Raw genomic sequence first — 21,219 nt, 5'->3', positions numbered from 1 at the left:
GCCAGGTCAGCGCCACGCTTTGGGATCGGGCCACCGCCGGATGAATTTGTGGGGAAATATCAACTTCTTACGGGCACAAACTAAGTGAGGAAACGCTTCCACCTTTTCACCTGGTGTCCGATCCTGCCGGAGTAGTCGGACGCGACGGCCGCGGCCGCATCGGCGTCCGATTCCGAGACCGCATGGGGGGCGAACGCCGCGGCGTTGACCAGACGCGGCAAAGGCCCGATATCGGCTTCAAGGGTCGCCAAGCGCGCCGCCGCCTCTTCCGCGTTGGCGTGGCCGGGGACCTTCACCCCCGCGCGGGCGGCGGACGCCAGGACCTCGGCCCACGCGCCCGCGACGCGCTCGGCGGGCGTCCCGCGCGTGAGCCTGCGGCGCCTTCGCAGCGCCCGGCGGGCCTTGAGCACCAGCGGCACGCACGCGAGCAGCAGGACCCCGATCGCGTACCAGACCCACACCGGCAGGCCCCCGGCGTCCTCGGTCAGCGCGTCGTCGAAGTCGCCGTCCTGCTCCAGGGACTCGTCGTTGAAGTCCTCGGCCTCGCCCCCGCCGCCGGAGTCCTCCTCGGGGCTGGGGGTCTCCTCCTCCATCTGCTCCAAGGTGTCCTCGGGCGGCACGGGCACCGCGTCGGGCGGCGGCATCGGGTCGAAGCGCACCCAGCCGACGCCGTCGAAGTCGACCTCCGGCCACGCCGAGCCCTGCCCGGCGGTGACGGTGCTGGAGCCGCCGGGGACCTCGAAGCCGACGACGACGCGGCTGGGCAGGCCGATGAGGCGCGCGATGACCGCGTACGCGGCCGCGAAGTGCTCGCTGGTGCCGCGCTGCCCGCCCGCGTCGACGGGGCTGCCGAGGAAGAACCCGAGCGAGGGCAGGTCGTGGCCCGACGGCGCCTCGGGGTTGTACGCGTAGTGCTGGCCGAGGAAGTCCGCGAGCCCTTGGGCGCGTGCATACGGCGTGTCGTACGTGGTGCGGATGTAGTCGGCGATCGTCGCCATGATCTCGGGCGTGCCGGGCGGCACGGCGACCGTGGCGGCGTCGGCGAGGTTCGCGCGGGCGTTCTCGGCGGCGGCCGGATCGGCGGCGACCAGCGCGGAGTCGACGTGGTACGCGGTGCCGGTGGCGAGGCCGTCGGGGGTGAGGAGGCACCTGGTGGTGAGGTTGACGGCGATCGGCAGGCCGGTCACGGTCGCGGGGTCGGCGGCGGCCGGGACGAGCTTCCCGCCGAGGCCGATGATCTCGACGTCCGCGGAGTAGCTCGCGTCGCCGCTGCCGGGGATGACCGTGCCCGCGGTGCGGAAGTCGCCCGCGGCCTGCCAGGTGGTGCCGTCGTACTCGGTGAGGACGGCGAGGCGCATCCACGCGTCGGCGCTGGTGTCGGCCTTGAAGAGGTCCTGGTCGGGGTATTTCGACCACTCGGCGATGCGCACGAGCGGGTTGAGGTCGATGTCGGTGAGCTGCGGCGGCTCGACGTACTCGCGCGGGTCGCCGGGGCTGGCGGTGACGAGGCGGGCCGCGACCGGGACGAGGAGCGCCATGACCGCGAGGAGGACCGCGGCGGTGGCGACCATGCCCATGAGCGCGGGCGCGCGCGAGGGCGCGGGACCGTCGACCACGGCGTCGGTGTCGGGGCGGCGCTCGGGCGGGGCGGCGGTGACGGCCAGCGCGGCGGCGGCGAGGACGCAGAACGCGACGGCCGAGACCGTGCCGACCTCGGCGTTGGGGCCGACGAGGTAGAGCCCGGCGCCGTACAGGAGCGCGGGCGGGAGGCAGCCGAGGAGCGTGCGGCCGTAGCGGATCGCGAACTCGCACGCGAGGGTCGCGGCGAGCCAGGTGAGGAAGACGGGGACGACGACCGTGTCGGGGGCGGGCTCGACCGGGATGAGCGCGGTGAGCGTGCGGGGCACGGCGTTGACGAGCGCGTCGACGATCGTCGCGGGGAGCGGGTCGGCGCCGTCGTCGGTGATCGCGATGGCGGCGAGGAGGTACGCGGCGAGGCCGACGAGGGACGCGCTGGGTGCGAGGAACGCGGGCCGGTTGCGCAGCGCGAAACCGATCGCGAAGGCGCCGAAGGCCGCCCCGGCGACGAGGAGGTAGAGGAGCTGCCCGTGGTAGACGCGGGCGGCGACGGCGCCCGCGAGGGCGCACATGAGCGTCAGTGAGGCCGCGACGGCGGCGACGCGGAGGCGGTAGCGGACGCGGCGGCCGCTGCGCTTGGGGCGGTCGCGCTGGATGGCGGTCACAGGCGGGTCCCGCCGCTGTTCCAGGCCGCGGCGAACTGGTCGCCGTCGCCGGCGCGGACGGTCGGCAGGCCGCCGACGAGGGACGCGGAGGCGGGCAGCCCGGTTGCGAGGTGCACGGCGATCACGGTGGGGTAGGCGCGCTTGAGGAGCGCGAGGCGGTCGGTGGGCGGCTCGGTCCCGGTGATCCACACGAGGGTGTCGCCGTAGCGGGCGGCGGTGAGGCGGGCGACGTACGCGTCGAGCGTGTCGGTCGCGTTCGGGGCGAGCTCGGCGAGCAGGTCGCCGTAGGAGTCGCGGCCCGCGCCGGACACGGTCGCGCCGGAAGCGGGCACGAGCGCGGCGTGGTACTCGGCGCGGAAGCACGCGGTGAGGACCGAGTACGCGGCCTCGCAGGCGGCTTCGAACGGGTCCTTGAGCGGGTTCGGGACGGGCTCGGCGGGCCAGGACCCGGGCCGGTCGTCGATCGCGATGGCGACCGTGGGCAGCGAGGTGTCGAGGTGCTCCTTGACCATGAGCTTCCCGATGCGCGCGGAGGTGCGCCAGTGGACGTGCCGCAGCTCGTCGCCGATGACGTACTCGCGCAGGGCGTGGAAGGTCTGCGAGCCCTGCTCGATCTTGTCGGCCGTGCCTTCGAGGGACCGGGCGAGGCCGTCGGGGGTGCGGGCGAGCTGGTGCAGGCGCGGGTGGATCCACAGGCGCCCGCTGGGGCCGAAGTTCCCGGCGGTCGCGGCGAGGCCGAGGAGGTCGCGCTTGCCGATGCCGAGCGGCCCGGCGTCGACGACGCCGCGGCGCTCGGCGGTGATCGTGTAGCTCGCGGACGCACTCTTGCCGGGGCGCAGGCGCGCGAGCGGGACGGCGACGCGGCGCGTCTCGATTCCTGTACCGCCATAGGCGTCCACAGCGCGGGCGTTGACGGCCCGCCAGCGCCCGGTGTTCGTGACGTTGAGCTGCACGGTCGCGGTGTGGCCCACCGAGACCCGGTCGGGGTGGACGGTGCGCTCGACGCTGAGGCGGGGCCGCGCGGCGATCACCGACCCGGCGGCGACGCACGCGAGGGCCGCGGCGGCGCCGATCGCGGCGAGCTCGGGGTAGCCCCAGACCCATCCGGCGGCGAGGAGCGCGAGCGCGGCGGCCGCGAGGCCGGCCCCGCGGGCCGTGATCGGGACCGCGAGCAGCCGTTCGGCCAGAGTGGACCGAGACGCGGCGGGCGCCTCCGGTGCCGCGGCCGCACCGGCCCCGCTCATGCCGCCGAGGCGGGCAGCGGGACCGAGACCTGGTGGAAGGCGTCGGCGACGACCTGAGCGCCGGTGGCCCCGCGCATCGCCGCGTCGGGCGCGAGCTGGATGCGGTGCGCGAACACCGGTCCGGCGAGGGCCTTCACGTCCTCGGGGATGATGTAGCTGCGGCCCTGCGAGAGCGCGAACACGCTGGCGGCCCTGGTGAGGGCGATCAGTCCGCGAGGGCTGACGCCGACGGCGACCTGCGGGTGGTTGCGGGTGGCGTTCGCGAGCTGCACGAGGTAGGCGTACAGCGGCTCGGCGATGTAGACGTGCTTGGCCATCTCGGCCATCTGCGCGACCGTGTCGGTGTCGACGACGGCGGCGAGGTGCTCGGGGCTGCGCTGGTGGGTGCCGCGCAGGACCTCGATCTCGGCGGCCTCGACGGGGTAGCCGACGGAGAGCTTCACGAGGAAGCGGTCGAGCTGGGCCTCGGGGAGGCGGTAGGTGCCGTCCATCTCGACGGGGTTCTGGGTCGCGACCACCAGGAACGGCTGCGGCACCTGGTGCGGGCGGCCGTCGACGGTGACGCGGCCTTCCTCCATGACCTCCAGGAGCGCCGACTGGGTCTTGGGGCTCGCGCGGTTGATCTCGTCGGCGATCACGATGTTCGCGAACACCGGGCCGGGGTGGAACTCGAATGCGCCGCTGGCCTGGTTGAAGATCGTCACGCCGGAGACGTCGGAGGGCAGCAGGTCGGGCGTGAACTGGATGCGACGCCACTGCCCGGACACGGCCGCCGCGATGGCGCGGGCCATCGTGGTCTTGCCGGTCCCGGGCACGTCTTCGAGGAGGATGTGGCCCTCGGCGAACATGGCGGTCAGGGCGAGCCTGACCACCTCCTGCTTGCCGAGCACGACGGTGTCGACCGCCGCGGCGAGCCGCTCGAACGCGGCGGCGAACTGCTCGGCCTGCGCGGCGCCCAGCTGGACCTGCTGCTGCATGCGCTTAGGCACCCGCAGCGGGTGGGTCTGCTCGGTGTCGTGCATTCATGTCTCCTGCTAGCACTCCGGGAGGTCCCCGACGGAGTTCTTACCGACGCCGTCGATGTTCAGCCATGCGAACGGCACATACGCGTTGGAAGCGTAGTCGATTTTGATCCACTTGTCGGAGGCGTTCTTGTCGGGGTGGTAGTCGTGGTAACCGTCGCTTTCCTGACCACGCACGTCGACGGTCTCGCCGCTCGCCCAGCAGTAGGCCTTGTAACGGTCGCCGGAATGCGTCTTGCCGATCGAGTTGCCGTTGTTGTTAGTGGTGCTGTAGACGCTGATGCCGTCGACGGAATTGCAGTAGGCGGTGTCGTAGCCCTCGTCGCAGCGGAAGTAGATCTGGCCGTTGATCGTCGTGGTCGACGCACTGTAGGTCGAGGAGGTCATCTCCCCGGCCGGGTTTGAGATCTTGATCTGGAAGCTGTAGCTGGTCGAGGCGTACAGGCCGGTCACGGCGTAGACATCCGGGCAGGACTGGGTCGACTGGTTCACGCCGTCGCTGAGCAGGGTGCACTGCGCGTCGTCACTGCCGCCGTCATCAATCGCCAAGGTCAGGTTGATCTGGTTGGCGAGTGACTCATGGCTGGAGATCTGGACCGTCGGCGCGCTCATGGTGTTCGAGGTCGTGGTGGCGGGCTCGGACTGGCCGGCCTCGTTCACTGCGACCACCGAGACGTTGACCTGCTCGTTGTTGTTGAAGCCGGAGATGCTCGTAGTGGTCCCGCTGGTGACTTCCTTGGTCTGGCTGCCGGCGGTGACGATGTACTTCTGGATGTCGCGGCCGTTGTTGGACGGCTGGCTCCAGGAGACGTCGATCGTGCCCGCCGCAGAGCCGGAGCTCTGGGCGAGCAGGTCGCCAGGCGCATCCGGAACGTTGAACGGTACGACCGTGGCCGACAGCTCCGAGGGAGCCGAGGCCGCAGACCCGGACAGGGTCGTCACCTGGAACGCGTACTGGGTCCCGTAGTCGAGGGTCCCGGCGGCGGTCTTCAGCTCGGTGCCGTTGGCCTGGCCGACCACGGTCCGCTCGCCGGTGCCCGAGACGGACTCGACCTGGTAGCCGGAGATGTCGTTGCCCTGGCCGTCGGCCTCGTCCCACTTCACGGTGACCGTGCCGTCGGGGTTGGCGGTGGCCTCGACGCCGCTGGGGGCGCCCGGGACCTCGGCGGAGGGGGTGATGGTCGGGGAGGTGGCCGTGTCGCCCGCGCCTTCGGCGTTGTGGGCGGTCACGGTGAAGGTGTAGCCCTGGCCGTTCTCCAGGTCGCCGATTTCGAGGACGCGCTGGCTGGGTGCGATCTCCCAGCTCTGGCCCGCGCCTTCGACGACGTACTTGGTGAGCGCGGAGCCGTTGTTCGGCGCGGCGTCCCAGGACAGGTTGATGGTGCCGTCGCCGACGGTGCCGTCGAGGTTGGTGACCGCGCCGGGCGGGCCGACCTCGGGGGCGGACTCGTCGTCGCCCTCCTCGTCGCCTTCGTCGCCGCCGTCGTCCTCGGTGGGCGGGGCGTCGCCGCCGAGGATGTCGTCGCGGTTCTTCGGGGCGAGGGCGGCCACGCCGTCGGCGGAGACGACGACAGCGGCGTTCGTGTTGACCGCGTTGGCGAACAGCGTGTCGCCGGTGTGGTACAGCTCGACGGGCCCGCCGCCGGAGTCGATCTCGATGCGCTGGAGCTCGTTGCCGTCGAGGTCGTAGACCCAAACGAGACCGGAGGCGCCGTCGGGCACGTAGATGCGCTCGTGGAACTCGACTGAGGCGCCGAGGAGTTCGGAGGACCCGGCGCCGATGGCGAAGCTGCGGGTCTGCTCGTCGTCGACCGTGACGATCGAGGGCGGGTCGGTGACGGTGACCGAAGCGATGGTGCCGGGGCTGGTCACGGCCGTCTCGGCGGGTCCGGCGAGTTCGACGGGGGTGACGGCGCGGCGGCCGTCGGTGCGGATGGTCGTCATCTCCTTGGCGGTGGAGTTGAGGACCGCGACGCCGTCGCCGAGGACGGTGAGCGCGAGCTCCTGGCGCGGCTGCGCGACGACCTCGGTCGCGGCGGTCTTGGCGCCGGAGTCGCGCGGCTCGATCTGGACGATGGTGCCTTCGCGGGGGACGCCGACCCAGAGCATCCCGTCGGCGTCGAACGCGCCGCCGGTGAGCCCGGCCGGGAACTGGAGGGGGTCGCCGATCGCGGAGAGCGTGGACGGGTCGACCTGGTTGACCAGGCCCTGCGTCTGGTCGATGATGAACGCGCCGTCGTCGGAGAGGGCCACGCGCACGCCTTCGCCGGGGGCGGTCTCGGCGTTGCCGGTGACTTCGAGGGTGGAGAGGTCGATCGCGGAGACCTTGCCGGTGGCGATCTCGCGCAGCAGCAGGTGGGAGTCGGTCTGCTCGATCTGGACGGCGTTGCCCGCGGCGTCGGTGATGTCGAGGCGCACGTCGGTGGCGGCGGTGAGGCCGTTGACGCGGGCGATCTCGCCGAGGGGGGTGGTCCAGAGCCAGAGGCTGGCGTCCTCGCCCTCGTTCTCGCGGCTGAACGCGCCGGTGCCGAGGAGGGTCGCGACGAGCGCGCCCACGAGGACCACCGGGAGGCCTACGGCGATGAGCAGCCCCTTGACGTTGAGTCTTCGGGCGTCGACGTTCCGAGTGGTCATAGGGGTGAGTTCCTCTGCGCTTCTGGTGCAAGTCGGCGGCTCGCGGGCCTGCGCGGGTCTCGCGCGGGCGGGGTGCGGTCAGGGAGGCGCACGAACCCGAGCCTAATTCGCGGGTGCAACTAGGACTAGGCTGCCATTGTCACAAGACGGTATCGGTCTCGGGTATCCCTAAGTGACACAAGCCGGTCAGGTTACCGCCACGTAGCGGTGCGGTCGAGTCGCTCCAGACACAGAGGTGGCGGTGCGCTGGTCAAATTGATGGCTCGCAAGCTTCGCCAAGAGGGCGCACCGCCCGTCAGGTTCTCAGATATTCATTTCTCTCTCGCCGAGGCGGCGCATCTGCTGCTGCGCCGCCGCGGTCCTGCCGAATGGATAGTAGGGACAAGAAGTAGGTCAGGCGGCCTCGCCGAGTTCGAGGACCCCGGCGCGGCGCGAGCGCGAGACGCCGGCCATCGCGAGGATCTCGGCGGCCACCTCGGGCGCGGCGAGCTCGTTCGGCGTGTACACCGGCGCGTCCATGCCCGCGACGGCTTCGCGGATAGCGAGCTGGGACTGGGTGAGGCGCCCGGAGGCGGCGATCACCGGGAGGCCGAGCGAGCGCAGGTGCTGGGCGCCGTAGCGGGCCCCGGCCGCGTCGGCGGCGGCGAGGACGACGCCGTCGACGAGTTCGCGCACGAGCGGGAACTCCAGGAGCGCCGAGGTCTCGGACTGGAGGATGCCGTCGGCGATCTCCATGACCACGGCGTCGACGTCGTGCGCGGCGGCGTGGTGGTAGAGCGTCTGGGCCAGTTCGGCGAGCTCGGGGACGGGGACGCCCGCGGTCGTCGGGTACCCGCCGTCGGTGAAGTCGGCGGCGACCACGGCGCCCGAGTCGCGGAACATCCACGGGTCGCCGCCCGCGCCGGTCCCGGTGATCTTGATGCCCGCGACGCGGCGGCCCGAGCGCGACAGGCCCCGGATCACGGACGCGGCGGTCGTCGACTTCCCGGCGTTCATCGAGGTCCCGACGACGCACACCACCGGCGGGTGGTCGCCCAGGCCGAACGGGGCGAGCACGCTGAAGCGGCGCAGGTCTACGGGCGTGCCCTCGCGGTCCGCGAGGATGCCGATGGGCTCCAGGCGGGTCGGCGGGCGCATGTCGCCGTGCCGGGAGAGGACCTCCCCGGCGACGCCGCCCGCGGCGACGAGGTCCACGGACGTGCCGAGGACGTCGGGGATGCGGGACTCGTACTGGTCGGGGGCGTAGCGCTCGCCGAAGGCCAGGAGGATCTCGTCCCCGGGGTAGATCGCGGCCTTGCGGCCGGTGGAGAGTTCGAGCCAGTTGTGGTGCCCGATGGCGTCGACCCGGGCGGCCAGGATATGGCCGGCGCGGGGGGCGCATTCGTCCACCAGGGTCAGTCCGGGCAGCGTCAGGTCGACGTTGCGGACCGCGTACGCGACTTTGAGCCGCGAAGCGAGCTCAGCAGGGAACTCACGAATGCGCATGCACACTCCAAAGAGGACAAAAAGGGTGAGCGAGAGGACCCGCTCATTTGGAAGTACACCAGTGGTCCGAGACCTGGCCACGGTGGCAGACACGGCGATCGCCGCGCTGTTGATGGACGAATATTACGGCCTGTGTTCGGGCTTGTAAAGAGTGGATTAGGTAAAACTGCGGCGGCGCCGAGGTGACACCTCGACGCCGCCGGGAAACCGGGTTTTACCTGGGAAAACTCACAGTTCGCGGCCTCGCGCGGCGACGGCCCCGATGACGATGACGGACGGGTGGTGCGCTTCGGTGACGCCGAGGTCGGACAATTCGCATTCGCGGACCGTCTGGTTCTTCGTCGTCGCGTTCTCGACGATCCGGACCGGGGTGTCGCCGGGCCGCCCGCCCTCCATGAGCGCGGCGGCGATGGCGGCGCGGTTCTTGACGGCCATGAGGAGGACGACGGTGCCGTTCCCGGCGCCGAGGGCGTGCCAGTCGACGAGGCTCTGCGGCCCGGGCGGGACGTGGCCGGTGGCGACGGTGAAGTCGTGGACGACCCCGCGCTCGGTCACGGGGATGCCCGCGGCGGCGGGCCCGGCGATCGAGGAGGACAGGCCGGGGACGACCTCGACGGGGACGCCCGCTTCGAGGCACGCGTCGAGCTCCTCTGCGCCGCGGCCGAACACGAAGCCGTCGCCGCCCTTGAGGCGGACCACGAACTTCCCTTCGCGGGCGCGCTCGACCATGACGGCGTTGATCTGCTCCTGGGTGGTGTGGCGCCCGTAGGGGAGCTTCGCGGCGTCGACGATCTCGACGTCGTCGCCGAGCATGTCGAGCAGCTCCTGCGGGGCGAGGCGGTCGGAGACGACCACTTCGGCCTGGCGGAGCAGTTCGAGGCCGCGGAGGGTGATGAGGTCGGCGTCGCCGGGGCCGGCGCCGACGAGCGCGACGCCCGCGGGGCGGGTGCGGCGCGCACGCGGGGCGTCGATGTCGCCCGAGTGCAGGGCCGCACTGACGGCGTCGCGGACGGCGGCGGCGCGGCGGGGGTCGCCGGAGGCGGAGACGGCGACGCTGACGCCGTCGAAGGCGGCGTGCGCGAGCGTCCACGCGTCGGAGGCCTCGGCGTCGTCGCTGCGGACGCACCAGGTGCGCAGGGCCTCGGCCTCGGCCGCGACGGCGGCGTTCACGGCGGGGTCGTCGGTCGCGGCGAGCACGAACCAGGCGTCGTCGCCGTCGCCCGCGCGCCATTCGCGCCGCTCCCACTGGAGCTCGCCGGAGGCGGCCAGGTCCGAGAGGGTCGTGGTGGCCTCGGGGGCGACGAGGCGCACGCGGGCGCCCGCGTCGAGCAGCCGGGGCACGCGGCGGCCCGCGATGGTCCCGCCGCCGACGACGAGCACGGTCTTCCCCGCGAGCCGCAGGCCGATTTCGTAGACCGACACGCGTGCCTCCTCCGGTGATGCGATTGCACAAAGTGAATGGACTCCGACAAGCGTAGGCAGGTTTCGTCGCGGGCATCTAACCGGCGGATTGCGAGCCTGTTACGCACGACTCCCGTGGCGCGTCGGCCTGGAGTGATGCGAGTCCGGTTTGCGTTTCGCCCCTTGATGAAAGCGATACCGACGCTCGTGAGGATTTTCACCTTGAGGTCATCCGTGTGCCCTAGGCTGGATATATGCGCGATCGACCCCGCCAGCACCGTGTGCCCGGACTGTCCGCACTCGGGAGCGACCGACCCGGACCGCCCGCCGAAGGGGTGTACGCCCTGCTGCGCACCAGCGTCCTCGCCGGGCTCGCCATAGCGGCCCTGCTGTTCCCGCTGGCCGCGATGGCCGGGCTCAGCGCGAAGGCCGGGTTCAACGCGATCGACACCCTGTCGGTCGAGGTGACCGAGACCGACCCGCCGCTCACCTCGTACGTCTACGCCGCGGACGGCGAGACGCTCATCTCCCTGTTCTACGACGAGTTCCGCCGCCACGTCACGCTCGACGAGGTCGCGCCCGTCATGCAGCAGGCCATGGTCGCGGCCGAGGACGCCCGGTTCTACCAGCACAACGGGGTCGACTACCGCGGCATCGTGCGCGCGTTCGTCGCGAACAACTCCTCCGGCGGCGTCGAGCAGGGCGCCTCGACGATCACCATGCAGTACGTGCGCGGCGCGCTCCAGCTCAACGCCGACTCGATCGACGAGGTCATCGCCGCCACCGAGCAGACCGCGACCCGCAAGCTCACCGAGGCCCGCCTGGCGATGGCCGTCGAGGAGCAGCTCTCGAAGGACGAGATCCTGGAGCGGTACCTCAACCAGGCGTACTTCGGGCACAACGCGTACGGGATCTTCGCGGCCTCGCAGGTGTACTTCTCGAAGCACCCGTCGGAGCTGAACCTCCAGGAGGCGGCCACGCTCGCCGGGCTCGTGCAGGCGCCGTCGGCGTACGACCCGATCGTCTCGGACCAGACCGACGCGCTCGCGCGCCGCAACTGGGTGCTCGACCGGATGACCGACATCGACTACCTGTCCCGCGGCGACGCCTCCGAGGTGCGGGGCCTGCCGATCGAGCTGAACGTCTCCGACCCGCCGAACTCGTGCATCGGCGTGGAGGGCACCACTTCGGAGTACGGGTTCTTCTGCGACTACTTCCGGCGCTGGTGGCGCGCGCAGGACGCGTTCGGGGCGACCCCTGCCGAGCGCGAGCAGGAGCTGCGCCGCGGCGGGTACACGATCATCACGACGCTCGACCCGGACCTCCAGAAGCTCGCGAACGACACCGTGACGCACCAGAAGAGCGAGGACTCGAAGCTCGCGCACGGCGCGGTCCTCATGGAGCCGGGGACGGGGCGGATCAAGGCCCTGGGCCTGAACCGCACGTTCTCCTACGACCAGAGCAAGAACGGGCCGCACTCGAACCCGTCCTTCGACCGCAAGGGCAACTACCCGAACACCGTGAACCCCGTCCTGGGCGGGGGCGACACCGGCGGGTACCAGGCCGGGTCGACGTTCAAGGTGTTCACGATGCTCGCGGCGCTCGACGCGGGCTACCCATTGGACTACAACATCTACTCGCCCAACCAGGTCCGGACCAGCTTCGTGTCGGCGACGACGGCATGCGGCGGGAACTGGTGCCCGAAGAACAGCTCGGCGGCGATGGCGGGCAACCGGGACATGTGGTCGGGCTTCGGGATGTCGGTGAACACGTACTTCGCGCAGCTCATCGACAGGGTCGGCGCGGACAAGGCCGTGGAGATGGCCGAGCGGATGGGCCTGCACTGGCGCAGCGAGGGCGACGCGTACTACGCGTCGGAGGAGCGGCGCTCGGGCTGGGGGCCGTTCACGCTGGGCGTCTCCGACGTGCAACCGATCGAGATGACGAACGTGTTCAACACGCTTGCGGCCGAGGGGAACTACTGCGAGCCGATCCCGGCGCTGCGGATCATCGACCCGAACGGCCAGGAGCTGGACACGGCGGCGCCGCGCTGCCACCAGGAGCTCGACAAGGACGTGGCGCGGGCGGCGACCGACGCGGGCCGGTGCGTCACCGAGACCGCGCGGCGCGGCGCGCAGTGCGGGTCGTGGGGCACCTCGCCGGTCGTCGGGGACCTGGCGGGCCGCCCGGTCGCGGGCAAGTCGGGCACGACCGACAACAACCGCACCTCGTGGTTCCTGGGGTACACGCCGCAGCTGACGGTGGGGGCGTTCATGGCCGACCCGGACTACATATTCAACGCCGTGGGGACGGCGAACGCGACGAAGTCGAAGGAGACGGTGGGGACGATCTTCAAGGAGGCCCTGGAAGGGGAGCCGGTGATCGACTTCAAGGCGCCGTCGAGGGAGATACAGTACGACGGCAAGGATTAGCCGTCAGCGCGAATCGGCCGCTTCCGCTTCGGGGGCGGCCGTTCCGCTGTCTTCGGCGGCGGCCTCGTCGAGGTCCTTGCGCTCGCGGCGCACGAGGGTGATCCAGCCGAACGGGACGAGCGCGGCGAACAGGGCCCACTGGACGGCGTACGAGTAGTTCTGCCAGTCCTTGAACGAGGGCGTCTCCAGTTCCGTGAGGCCCTCGGCCGGCTCGATGTCGGCGATCCACGCCGAGCGGAACTCGTAGTCGAAGTAGGAGCCGAGCATGTCGATGCTCAGGCGGCGCGACTCCAGGTGCCCGTCGACCTCGGTGACGCCGCCGGAGGCCTCCTCGTACTCGTAGACGCGGCCGGTCACGGTGACCTCGCCGGTCGGCGGGGCGGGGTAGTCGGGGACGGCGCCGGTGTTCTCGGAGGGCACGAAGCCGCGGTCGACGAGGACGGCGGTGCCGTCTTCGAGGACGAGGGGGGTGACGATCTCGAAGCCGTTGAGGGAGTCGTTCGTCTGGGCGCGGAGCACGATCTCCTGGTCGGCGTCGTACACGCCGGTGGCCTCGACGAGGGTCCAGCGCCGGTCGGGGTCGAGGCCCTCGGCGGCGGGGAGCGTGTCGTCGATCGGGGCGGACTCGGTGCTGGTCTCGATGACCTCGTTCGCGGCCGCGCGCTCCACCGCCCGGCCCCACTGCCACTGGGAGAGCAGGGCGCAGACGACCATCACGACCACGCCCGCGAGCGTCAGGAGGAGCCAGCGGGGCGTGAACACGAACCGGTATCGCTGCAACACGCCGCTTACTCTAGACCCGACCTAGAATTGCGCCCCATGAGCGATGTAGTGAATGCGGTGCGCGCCGCCCTCCCGGGGGTCCGCGCCGATCTGGAGGCCCTCGTCAAGATCCCGGCGATCGCCTTCGACGGACTCGACCACGAGCCGGTCCGGCGCGGCGCGGACACCGTCCAGCGCCTGCTCGAAGAGGCCGGCGCCGCCGAGGCGCGGCAGCTGTCGCACGGCGGCGGGCAGCCGAGCGTGTACGCGCACTTCCCCGCGCCCGAGGGGCAGCCGACGGTGCTGCTGTACGCGCACCAGGACGTGCAGCCGGTGGGCGACCTCGCGAAGTGGGAGCAGGACGACCCGTTCACGGTGGTCGAGAAGGACGGGCGCCTGTACGGGCGCGGCGTCGCCGACGACAAGGCCGGGGTGATGGCGCACATCGCGGCGCTGCGCGCGCACGGCGGGAGGCCGCCGGTGGGCGTGAAGCTCCTCATCGAGGGCGAGGAGGAGTTCGGCTCCCCCACGCTCGAAGGACTCCTCAACGAGTACAAGGACCTGCTGACCGCGGACGTGGTCGTCATCGCCGACTCGAACAACTGGCGCACCGAGGTCCCGGCGCTGACCACCAGCCTGCGCGGGGTCGTCAATGTGTACGTCGAGGTCTCGGTGCTCAAGGTCGCGGTGCACTCGGGCATGTTCGGCGGGCCGGTGCCCGACGCGCTGACCGCGCTCGCGCGGCTCGTGGCGACCCTCCACGACGAGCACGGGGACGTGGCGGTCGAGGGCCTGGTCTCAGGCCGCGCCTCGGACCTGGACTTCGACGAGGCGGCGCTGCGCCACGAGGCCGGGATGCTGCCGGGCACCGAGTTCATCGGGACCGGGCGGCTCACCGAGCGGCTGTGGACGAAGCCGACCGCGACGGTGCTCGGGATCGACGCGCCGGGGGCGGCGGAGTCGGCGAACGCGTTGCAGCCGAGCGCCCGCGCGAAGCTCTCGTTCCGGCTGGCGCCCGGCGACTCGGGCGCGAACGCGCTCAAGGCGGTCACCGCGCACCTGGAGGCGAACGCGCCGTGGGGCGCCGAGGTGACGGTGACGCCGGAGGGCGGCGTGGGCGACCCGTGCGCGATCGACGCGACCGGCCCGGCGTTCGACGCGGCGCGCGCCGCGTTCACGGAGGCGTGGGACGGCACCGAGCCGGTGGAGATCGGCGTCGGCGGCTCGATCCCGATGATCGCCACGTTCCAGGAGCTGTACCCCGAGGCCGCGATCCTCGTGACGGGTGTCGAGGACCAGTACTCGAACCCGCACGGCCCCAACGAGTCCCTCGACATCCGGATGTTCGAGCGGGTCTGCACGGCGGAGGCGCTCCTGCTGGAGAAGCTCAAGCGCTGAGCGATACGGAGAACGGGCCCGGTCATCCGATCGGGCCCGTTCTCTGCTTGTCCTAGAGTCCGTCGCGGAATTTCCGCAGGAGCTTCGCGAGCGGGTCGCCGGAGGTCTCGAAGAGGTCCTTGTAGGACTTCGCGGCGGCCTTGGCCTCGGCGGAGATCGACGCGTCGGCGTCCTCGTCGCGGCGAGGGTAGGACCCGGCGAGGTAGTCGCGGTACTCGCCCTCGTCGATCCAGGTCTTGACGGCGGCGGCGCGGGCGACGGCGAAGTCGTGGCTGCGCTGCTCCAGCAGGATGAGCTTGAGGAAGCTGTCGCGCAGGTCGCCGCCGGTCTCGAACTCCTTGGCCTGCTCCAGGAACGCCGCGGTGTCGACGTCGTGGAGGTCGCCGCCGCCGGCGAGCTTCGCCATGACGCGGATGGCCGCGGCCGGGTCCTGGACGGCGAGGGCCCCGGCCCGGTCGGCGGACAGCTCGGACTTGCGGCTCCACTCGTAGAGCGCGGCGGTGATGACCCGCAGGCCGACGACGCCGACGGGGATCCACGCGACGGAGGTCGTCAGGCGCAGCAGGACCATGAGCAGGGTGCGGTAGAGGCCGTGCCCGGAGAGGGCGTGGCCGAGCTCGTGGGCGAGGAGGAACCGGAGCTCGGCCTCGTCGAGGAGGTCGAGGGACCCGGAGTTGATGACGACGACCGGCTTGTCGATGCCGATGCACATGCCGCCGAGGTCGGGGTTGCGGGTGATGTAGAGGTCGGGGAGGTCGGCGGCGTCGAGGACGGCGCCGACGGAGAGGTACGCGTCGTGGACGCGGGAGTACTGGTGGCGGTCGACCTTGATCGCGGAGCCCATGAGGCTCAAGCGGAGCGCGCGCTCGGAGATCATGCCGGAGAGCTTGCGCAGGACGATGTCGAAGCCGCGGAGCTCGCGCAGCGCGACGAGGGCGCCGCGGTCGGCGGGGTGCTCCCAGGCCCGGGTCGATATGCCGCGCAAGATGACCGGTTCGCGCCCGTTCTCGCGCGGTTCGATCGGGGCGTCCTCGGCCGGTTGACGCTCGTCGCTCATGCCCGCTCCTCACAGTCGGCTCTCCCGCAAGTGTGGCACGGCGGCGCCAGGGGCGGGCTCCGGCGAGTGCGGGGCGGGCCGGGGCGACCGGATCGCGCACGCTCCGTGCTCGTTCGGTGCGTGCCGGATTTCACCCTGCGTGTCCATTAGGGCCGCACGCAGTCAGGACGCATAGCGGGCATTGCCGCCCACTTAGGGCAAGATAACGAATCAGCGTCAACACGCCGCGCGCAGCTTGACACTTGAGCGCTCAAGGACTACTCATTGATGTGGGTCAGCAATTCCGGGGCGTCGTGGAGAATCGTTTGGGGTGTTCTTGCGACGCCCCGTATCCGTGCCCGCCTTCCCGCCCCGTCCCCCCGGGAGGGCCCGGCGCCGGGTATCCTTACCGCTGGCGCGGCGCCGTGTGCTCCCCGCCGTGCCTCAGTAGCTCAGCTGGATAGAGCACCGGACTTCTAATCCGATGGTCGCAGGTTCGAATCCTGCCTGGGGCGCGCTCACTCCCCCACATCGCCCGGATGCTTCTCTTTTCTGCGCTCCGCGTGCTTGGCGATCCAGTTCTCGACCGGCGCGAGTCCCGCGACGACGATCAGGTGCATGGCGGCGACGGCGACCGCGATCCAGTACAGCCCGGCGGCGCAGGCGACCGCGATGGCGGTGACCGACCAGATCGAGGCGGCGGTGGTCATGCCGTACACCAGGTTGCGGTGGAAGAAGATGACGCCCGCGCCGAGGAAGCCGACGCCGGTGACGACCTGCGCGGCGATGCGGGCGGGGTCGACGCCGGGGGTGCCGGGCTCGATGTGGCCGAAGCCGTAGCGGCCGGCGAGGACGAACAGGGCCGCGCCGACGGCGATGAGGGCGTGGGTGCGCATTCCGGCCGGCTTGCCCTGCCATTCGCGTTCGGCGCCGACGAGGACGCCGAGGAGGAGGGCGAGGGCCACGGGTCCGAGCTGGGTGAGGAAGTCGTCCATGACGTGCTCGGGTACCCCGCCGGGGCCGCGGCGAATCACCCGAGCAGGTCGGACTCCCAGTCGTCGGGGCCCTCCCCGGGGCCTTTCTCGCCTTTGACGAGGATGTAGTGCTCGGCGGCGACCGCGCCGTCGCCGAGCTTGTCGCCGAGGAGGTCGAGCCAGTCGCCGGGGGCGATCTGGGTCGCGTACGCGGCCATGGCCTCGCGCTTCTTGTCGGCGGCGGCGGGCCCGGCGGTGACGCACGCGTGGATCTCGTCGTCGCGGGACCCGAACGGGAGGTCGTCGACGGACGCCGCGCCCGCGAAGGGGTTGTCGCTGGCGCCCGCGAAGGCCGCGAACTGGGCTTCGACGACATCGCGGGGGACGGTGGTCCAGTAGATCTTGCGGACCTCGTGGGCCCCGCCGAGGTCGGGGCGCCACGCGGGGTCGGCGGCGAGGTCGGCGGCGCGCATGGCGACGCGGTGGGCCTGGATGTGGTCGGGGTGGCCGTAGAAGCCGACGGGGTCGTAGGTGACGAGCACTTCGGGGCGCCGGTCGCGGAGGACGGCGACGAGGTCGGCGGCCGCGTCGTCGACGTCGGCGCCCCAGAACGCGCGCGGGTGGCCGTTGGAGGGCAGGCCCATCATCCCCGAGTCGCGCCAGCGCCCGACGCCGCCGAGGAAGTGGGTGTCCTCGACGCCGAGGATGCCGGTGGCCTGCCGGTACTCCCAGTAGCGGTAGCCGCCGAGCTGGTCGGCCTGGTCGGCGGCGAGCTGCGCGAGGTGGGGGACGCGGATCTCGCCCTCTTCGCCGAGGGTGCAGGTGACGACGGTGAGGTGCACGTCGGGGCGGGCGGCGTAGTGGGCGAGGGTCGATCCGGTGGAGACGGTCTCGTCGTCGGGGTGGGCGTGGACGAACAGGATGCCTCGTGCGCTCATGGGCCCAAGCCTAATCGGCGGACCGCGGGAACCGGCTCCCCTTGCGCCCCAGGAGACGCAACGAGTGCTCACATGAAACTTCGCAATCTACAGTCCCAGTAAGAGAAAAGCTCGTAATTGTGATGTACCCCATGGACTTACGTCACAGGTTCAGGGATATCCTGCGCTGATGACCACGACCGAAGACAGTGCCGTCTCGTCGCCGCGGGCCGCGATCAAGGCGCGGAACCTGCGGACCGACAACTGGCGGCGGGGCCCGATCCTGACGGTGCTCGGCATCACCGCCTGGGTCGCCTACGCGACGTTCCGCGTCTTCTACCAAGGCGACTACTGGGTCGCCGACTACCACTACCTGACGCCGTTCTACTCCCCGTGCGTCTCCACCGGGTGCGTCCCCGAGGCCGCCCACTTCGGACGGTTCCTCCGGGACCACCCGCTGATCCCCTACGCCGCGCTGAGCCTGCCGTTCCTGCTGGCGTTCCGGCTGACCTGCTACTACTACCGGAAGGCGTACTACCGGTCGTTCTGGCTGTCGCCGCCCGCGTGCGCCGTCCCCGACGGGCACACCTCCTACACCGGCGAGACGCGCTTCCCGCTGATCCTCCAGAACTTCCACCGGTACTTCTTCTACGCCGCGTTCCTCATCTCCGTCATCAACACGTGGGACGCGATCCTCGCGCTCCACTCCCCCGACGGGTTCGGCCTCGGCCTGGGGAACCTCGTGCTGTGGGCCAACGTGGTCCTGCTGTGGTGCTACACGCTCGGCTGCCACTCGTGCCGCCACGTCATGGGCGGGCGCCTGAAGCACTTCTCGAAGCACCCGGTGCGGTACCGGTTCTGGACGGTCTCCAGCGCCCTCAACGCCCGCCACATGATGTGGGCGTGGATCACGCTGGCGTCGCTGGCGCTCACGGACTTCTACGTCATGGCCGTGGCCGCCGGGTGGATCACCGACCTCCGGTTCATCGGATAAGCAGGAGTAGGCATGAGCGACAACGACCTCAACGACGTCGAGCACCTCGCCTGCGACGTCCTCGTCATCGGCGCGGGCGGCGCCGGGCTCCGCGCGGCGGTCGAGGCGCGCCTGGCCGGGAAGACCGTCATCGTCATCTCGAAGTCCCTGTTCGGCAAGGCGCACACCGTCATGGCCGAGGGCGGCGCGGCCGCCGCGATGGGCAACGTCAACGCGAACGACAACTGGCAGGTCCACTTCCGCGACACCATGCGCGGCGGGAAGTTCCTGAACAACTACCGCATGGCCGAGCTCCACGCCCAGGAGGCGCCCGACCGGATCTGGGAGCTGGAGACCTACGGGGCCCTGTTCGACCGGACCGCCGACGGGAAGATCAGCCAGCGCAACTTCGGCGGCCACGAGTACCCGCGCCTCGCCCACGTCGGCGACCGCACGGGCCTCGAACTCATCCGGACCCTCCAGCAGAAGCTCGTCTCGCTCCAGCAGGACGACGAGGCGGCCGGGGAAGGGGACGCGAAGCTCCAGGTCATCGACGAGACCACCATCACCGAGCTGTTCATCGAGCAGGGGAGGGTGAAGGGCGCGTTCGGGTACCGGCGCGGCACCGGCCGGTTCATGGCCGTCGCGGCCCCCGCGGTCGTGCTCGCGACGGGCGGGATCGGGCGGTCGTTCAAGGTCACGTCGAACTCGTGGGAGTACACCGGCGACGGGCACGCGCTGGCGCTGCGCGCCGGGGCGAGCCTGATCAACATGGAGTTCATCCAGTTCCACCCCACGGGGATGGTGTGGCCGCCTTCGGTGCGCGGCATCCTCGTGACGGAGTCGGTGCGCGGCGACGGCGGCGTACTGAAGAACTCCGAGGGCAAGCGGTTCATGTTCGACTACATCCCCGAGGTGTTCAAGGCGCAGTACGCCGACAACCCCGAGGAGGGCGACCGCTGGTACACCGACCCCGACCACAACCGGCGCCCGCCCGAGCTCCTGCCGCGCGACGAGGTGGCGCGGGCGATCAACTCGGAGGTGAAGGCGGGCAGGGGCACCGAGCACGGCGGGGTGTTCCTGGACATCGCGTCGCGGCGCAGCGCCGAGTACATCACCGAGCGGCTGCCGTCCATGTACCACCAGTTCAAGGAGCTGGCCGATGTGGACATCACGTCGGAGCCGATGGAGGTGGGCCCGACCTGCCACTACATCATGGGCGGCATCGAGGTCGACCCCGAGACGGCGTCGTCGAAGGTGACGGGGCTGTACGCGGCCGGGGAGGTCTCGGGCGGCATGCACGGCTCGAACCGGCTGGGCGGCAACTCGCTGTCGGACCTGCTGGTGTTCGGCAAGCGGGCCGGGGAGTTCGCGGCGGAGCACGCGACGGCCTCGGAGCCGCCGAAGCTGCGCGACGAGGAGATCGCGGCCGCCCAGGCGGAGGCCTTGCGGCCGTTCGGGAACGACGGCGAGAACCCGTACGAGCTCCAGGCGGCGCTCCAGGCGATCAACGGGCGCCTGGTCGGGATCATCCGCAGGGCCCCGGAGCTGGAGGAGGCCCTGCGGGAGCTGGAGGCGCTGAAGCCGCGGATCGACAACGTGACGGCCGTGGGCGGGCGCGCCTACAACCCCGGCTGGCACCTGGCGCTGGACCTGCGGAACATGTTCGTCTGCTCGGTGGCGACGGCGAAGGCCGCGCTGGAGCGCGACGAGTCGCGCGGCGGGCACACCCGCGAGGACGCGCCGGGCATGGACCCCGAGTGGCGCCGCGTCAACCTGGTGGCGACGCTCGACGGAGGCGAGGTGTCCCTGGCGCGGCAGGACGTCCCGGCCATGACCCCGGAGCTGCTGGGGCTCTTCGACACCAGTGAACTGGCCAAGTACATGACCCCCGAGGAATACGGGCCGACGGAAGCGGAGGACGCCTGATGAGCACGAGGACCTTCCGGGTGTGGCGGGGCGACGCGGACGGCGGCGACTTCGCCGAGTTCGACGTCGCCGTGAACGAGGGCGAGGTCGTCCTCGACGTGGTCCACCGCATCCAGGCGGAGCAGGCCCCGGACCTGGCGGTGCGGTGGAACTGCAAGGCGGGCAAGTGCGGCTCGTGCTCGGCCGAGGTGAACGGGATGCCGCGGCTGATGTGCATGACGCGCATGAACGTCTTCGAGGAGGGCGAGCCGGTGACGATCACGCCGCTGCGGACGTTCCCGGTGGTGCGCGACCTGGTCACGGACGTGTCGTTCAACTACGAGAAGGCGCGGCAGATGCCGCAGTTCGCGCCGCCCGCGGACCTGAAGCCCGGCGAGTACCGGATGCAGCAGGTCGACGTGGAGCGGAGCCAGGAGTTCCGCAAGTGCATCGAGTGCTTCCTGTGCCAGAACACCTGCCACGTGGTGCGCGACCACGAGGAGAACAAGCCGCCGTTCTCGGGCCCGCGCCTGTTCATCCGCGCGGCCGAGCTCGACATGCACCCGCTGGACGCGCGCGACGACCGGCGCGAGGCGGCGCAGGACGAGCAGGGGCTCGGGTACTGCAACATCACGAAGTGCTGCACGGAGGTGTGCCCGGAGCACATCAAGATCACCGACAACGCGATCATCCCGATGAAGGAGCGCGTGGCCGGGGACCGGTACGACCCGCTGGTGTGGCTGGGCCGCAAGATCTTCCGCAAGGGGAAGACCTCGGCTTGAGGAGGCGT

Annotated in this window: 14 protein-coding genes, 1 tRNA gene and 1 pseudogene; 6 read left to right on the top strand and 10 right to left on the bottom strand. The window is 71.1% G+C overall.

From position 1 onward, the window contains the following. Positions 1 to 80: 80 nt before the first annotated feature. From B0I28_RS22810 to cobA, 6 genes are all read right to left on the bottom strand, one after another. Entirely contained in the window at positions 81 to 2,243 is a 2,163-nt protein-coding gene (locus B0I28_RS22810; RefSeq protein WP_106366156.1) for a transglutaminase TgpA family protein, read from the bottom strand. Beyond that, a complete protein-coding gene (locus B0I28_RS22805; RefSeq protein WP_106366155.1) occupies positions 2,240 to 3,487 on the bottom strand; it encodes a DUF58 domain-containing protein in 1,248 nt (415 codons plus the stop codon). The genes B0I28_RS22810 and B0I28_RS22805 overlap by 4 nt, the downstream gene beginning before the upstream one ends. Beyond that, entirely contained in the window at positions 3,484 to 4,464 is a 981-nt protein-coding gene (locus tag B0I28_RS22800; RefSeq protein WP_106366188.1) for an AAA family ATPase, read from the bottom strand. The genes B0I28_RS22805 and B0I28_RS22800 overlap by 4 nt, the downstream gene beginning before the upstream one ends. Before the next feature lie 57 nt (positions 4,465 to 4,521). Continuing rightward, the gene (locus B0I28_RS22795) at positions 4,522 to 7,143 is read right to left on the bottom strand and encodes a fibronectin type III domain-containing protein (protein ID WP_106366154.1); all 2,622 of its coding nucleotides are present in this window, start codon (positions 7,141 to 7,143) and stop codon (positions 4,522 to 4,524) included. Positions 7,144 to 7,536: 393 nt separating this feature from the next. Beyond that, entirely contained in the window at positions 7,537 to 8,628 is a 1,092-nt protein-coding gene (locus B0I28_RS22790) for a DUF1611 domain-containing protein (protein WP_106366153.1), read from the bottom strand. A gap of 228 nt (positions 8,629 to 8,856) precedes the next feature. Beyond that, positions 8,857 to 10,050 (bottom strand): uroporphyrinogen-III C-methyltransferase, encoded by a 1,194-nt coding sequence (cobA, locus tag B0I28_RS22785; RefSeq protein ID WP_106366152.1) that lies wholly within the window; start codon positions 10,048 to 10,050, stop codon positions 8,857 to 8,859. 233 nt (positions 10,051 to 10,283) lie between these two features. On the opposite strand from cobA, the gene B0I28_RS22780 reads away from it, so the two are divergent. Beyond that, positions 10,284 to 12,461, top strand: coding sequence for a transglycosylase domain-containing protein (locus B0I28_RS22780; protein WP_106366151.1), 2,178 nt, complete (start codon positions 10,284 to 10,286; stop codon positions 12,459 to 12,461). A gap of 3 nt (positions 12,462 to 12,464) precedes the next feature. Here B0I28_RS22780 and B0I28_RS22775 read toward each other — a convergent pair whose 3' ends face one another. Next, entirely contained in the window at positions 12,465 to 13,244 is a 780-nt protein-coding gene (locus B0I28_RS22775) for an SURF1 family cytochrome oxidase biogenesis protein (protein ID WP_146148204.1), read from the bottom strand. Between the two features lie 36 nt (positions 13,245 to 13,280). Between B0I28_RS22775 and B0I28_RS22770 the strand changes: the two genes are divergently transcribed. Next, positions 13,281 to 14,621 carry a dipeptidase gene (locus B0I28_RS22770; protein WP_106366149.1) on the top strand — a complete coding sequence of 447 codons (1,341 nt, stop codon included), beginning with the start codon at positions 13,281 to 13,283 and terminating at the stop codon, positions 14,619 to 14,621. Between the two features lie 52 nt (positions 14,622 to 14,673). Here the strand turns inward: B0I28_RS22770 and B0I28_RS22765 are convergent, their stop codons facing one another. Continuing rightward, positions 14,674 to 15,678, bottom strand: a complete 1,005-nt coding sequence (locus B0I28_RS22765) for a M48 family metallopeptidase (RefSeq protein WP_106366148.1) — start codon at positions 15,676 to 15,678, stop codon at positions 14,674 to 14,676. A 420-nt stretch (positions 15,679 to 16,098) separates the two neighbouring features. Here B0I28_RS22765 and B0I28_RS22760 point away from each other — a divergent pair. Beyond that, positions 16,099 to 16,172, top strand: a tRNA-Arg gene (locus B0I28_RS22760). Positions 16,173 to 16,175: 3 nt separating this feature from the next. Here the strand turns inward: B0I28_RS22760 and B0I28_RS22755 are convergent. Together B0I28_RS22755 and mshB are read right to left on the bottom strand one after the other, a co-directional pair. Beyond that, positions 16,176 to 16,652, bottom strand: a complete 477-nt coding sequence (locus B0I28_RS22755) for an MgtC/SapB family protein (RefSeq protein ID WP_106366147.1) — start codon at positions 16,650 to 16,652, stop codon at positions 16,176 to 16,178. Between the two features lie 35 nt (positions 16,653 to 16,687). Continuing rightward, the gene (gene mshB, locus B0I28_RS22750; protein ID WP_106366146.1) at positions 16,688 to 17,569 is read right to left on the bottom strand and encodes an N-acetyl-1-D-myo-inositol-2-amino-2-deoxy-alpha-D-glucopyranoside deacetylase; all 882 of its coding nucleotides are present in this window, start codon (positions 17,567 to 17,569) and stop codon (positions 16,688 to 16,690) included. Positions 17,570 to 17,738: 169 nt separating this feature from the next. On the opposite strand from mshB, the gene B0I28_RS22745 reads away from it, so the two are divergent. The 3 genes and pseudogenes from B0I28_RS22745 to B0I28_RS22735 all read left to right on the top strand — a co-directional run. Beyond that, a complete protein-coding gene (locus B0I28_RS22745; protein WP_106366145.1) occupies positions 17,739 to 18,542 on the top strand; it encodes a hypothetical protein in 804 nt (267 codons plus the stop codon). 12 nt (positions 18,543 to 18,554) lie between these two features. Continuing rightward, positions 18,555 to 20,450, top strand: a complete 1,896-nt coding sequence (locus B0I28_RS22740; RefSeq protein WP_106366144.1) for a fumarate reductase/succinate dehydrogenase flavoprotein subunit — start codon at positions 18,555 to 18,557, stop codon at positions 20,448 to 20,450. Then, positions 20,450 to 21,199, top strand: a pseudogene (locus B0I28_RS22735) (succinate dehydrogenase/fumarate reductase iron-sulfur subunit); the annotation flags it as partial. The gene B0I28_RS22740 and the pseudogene B0I28_RS22735, both read left to right, overlap by 1 nt. Positions 21,200 to 21,219: the final 20 nt, after the last annotated feature.

Source organism: Glycomyces artemisiae (genome assembly GCF_003002955.1).
GTDB lineage: Bacteria > Actinomycetota > Actinomycetes > Mycobacteriales > Micromonosporaceae > Glycomyces > Glycomyces artemisiae.
Note: the sequence above shows the minus strand (reverse complement) of the source record. Positions and strands in the feature narration are given on the sequence as shown.

Bases quoted from the DNA above. Each gene is read 5' to 3' on its own strand.
- B0I28_RS22780 (WP_106366151.1), top strand. From the start codon at position 10,284: ATGCGCGATCGACCCCGCCAGCACCGTGTGCCCGGACTGTCCGCACTC.
- B0I28_RS22765 (WP_106366148.1), bottom strand. From the start codon at position 15,678: ATGAGCGACGAGCGTCAACCGGCCGAGGACGCCCCGATCGAACCGCGC.
- B0I28_RS22790 (WP_106366153.1), bottom strand. From the start codon at position 8,628: ATGCGCATTCGTGAGTTCCCTGCTGAGCTCGCTTCGCGGCTCAAAGTC.
- B0I28_RS22740 (WP_106366144.1), top strand. From the start codon at position 18,555: ATGAGCGACAACGACCTCAACGACGTCGAGCACCTCGCCTGCGACGTC.
- B0I28_RS22795 (WP_106366154.1), bottom strand. From the start codon at position 7,143: ATGACCACTCGGAACGTCGACGCCCGAAGACTCAACGTCAAGGGGCTG.
- mshB (WP_106366146.1), bottom strand. From the start codon at position 17,569: ATGAGCGCACGAGGCATCCTGTTCGTCCACGCCCACCCCGACGACGAG.
- B0I28_RS22770 (WP_106366149.1), top strand. From the start codon at position 13,281: ATGAGCGATGTAGTGAATGCGGTGCGCGCCGCCCTCCCGGGGGTCCGC.
- B0I28_RS22745 (WP_106366145.1), top strand. From the start codon at position 17,739: ATGACCACGACCGAAGACAGTGCCGTCTCGTCGCCGCGGGCCGCGATC.
- B0I28_RS22755 (WP_106366147.1), bottom strand. From the start codon at position 16,652: ATGGACGACTTCCTCACCCAGCTCGGACCCGTGGCCCTCGCCCTCCTC.
- B0I28_RS22800 (WP_106366188.1), bottom strand. From the start codon at position 4,464: ATGCAGCAGCAGGTCCAGCTGGGCGCCGCGCAGGCCGAGCAGTTCGCC.
- B0I28_RS22805 (WP_106366155.1), bottom strand. From the start codon at position 3,487: ATGAGCGGGGCCGGTGCGGCCGCGGCACCGGAGGCGCCCGCCGCGTCT.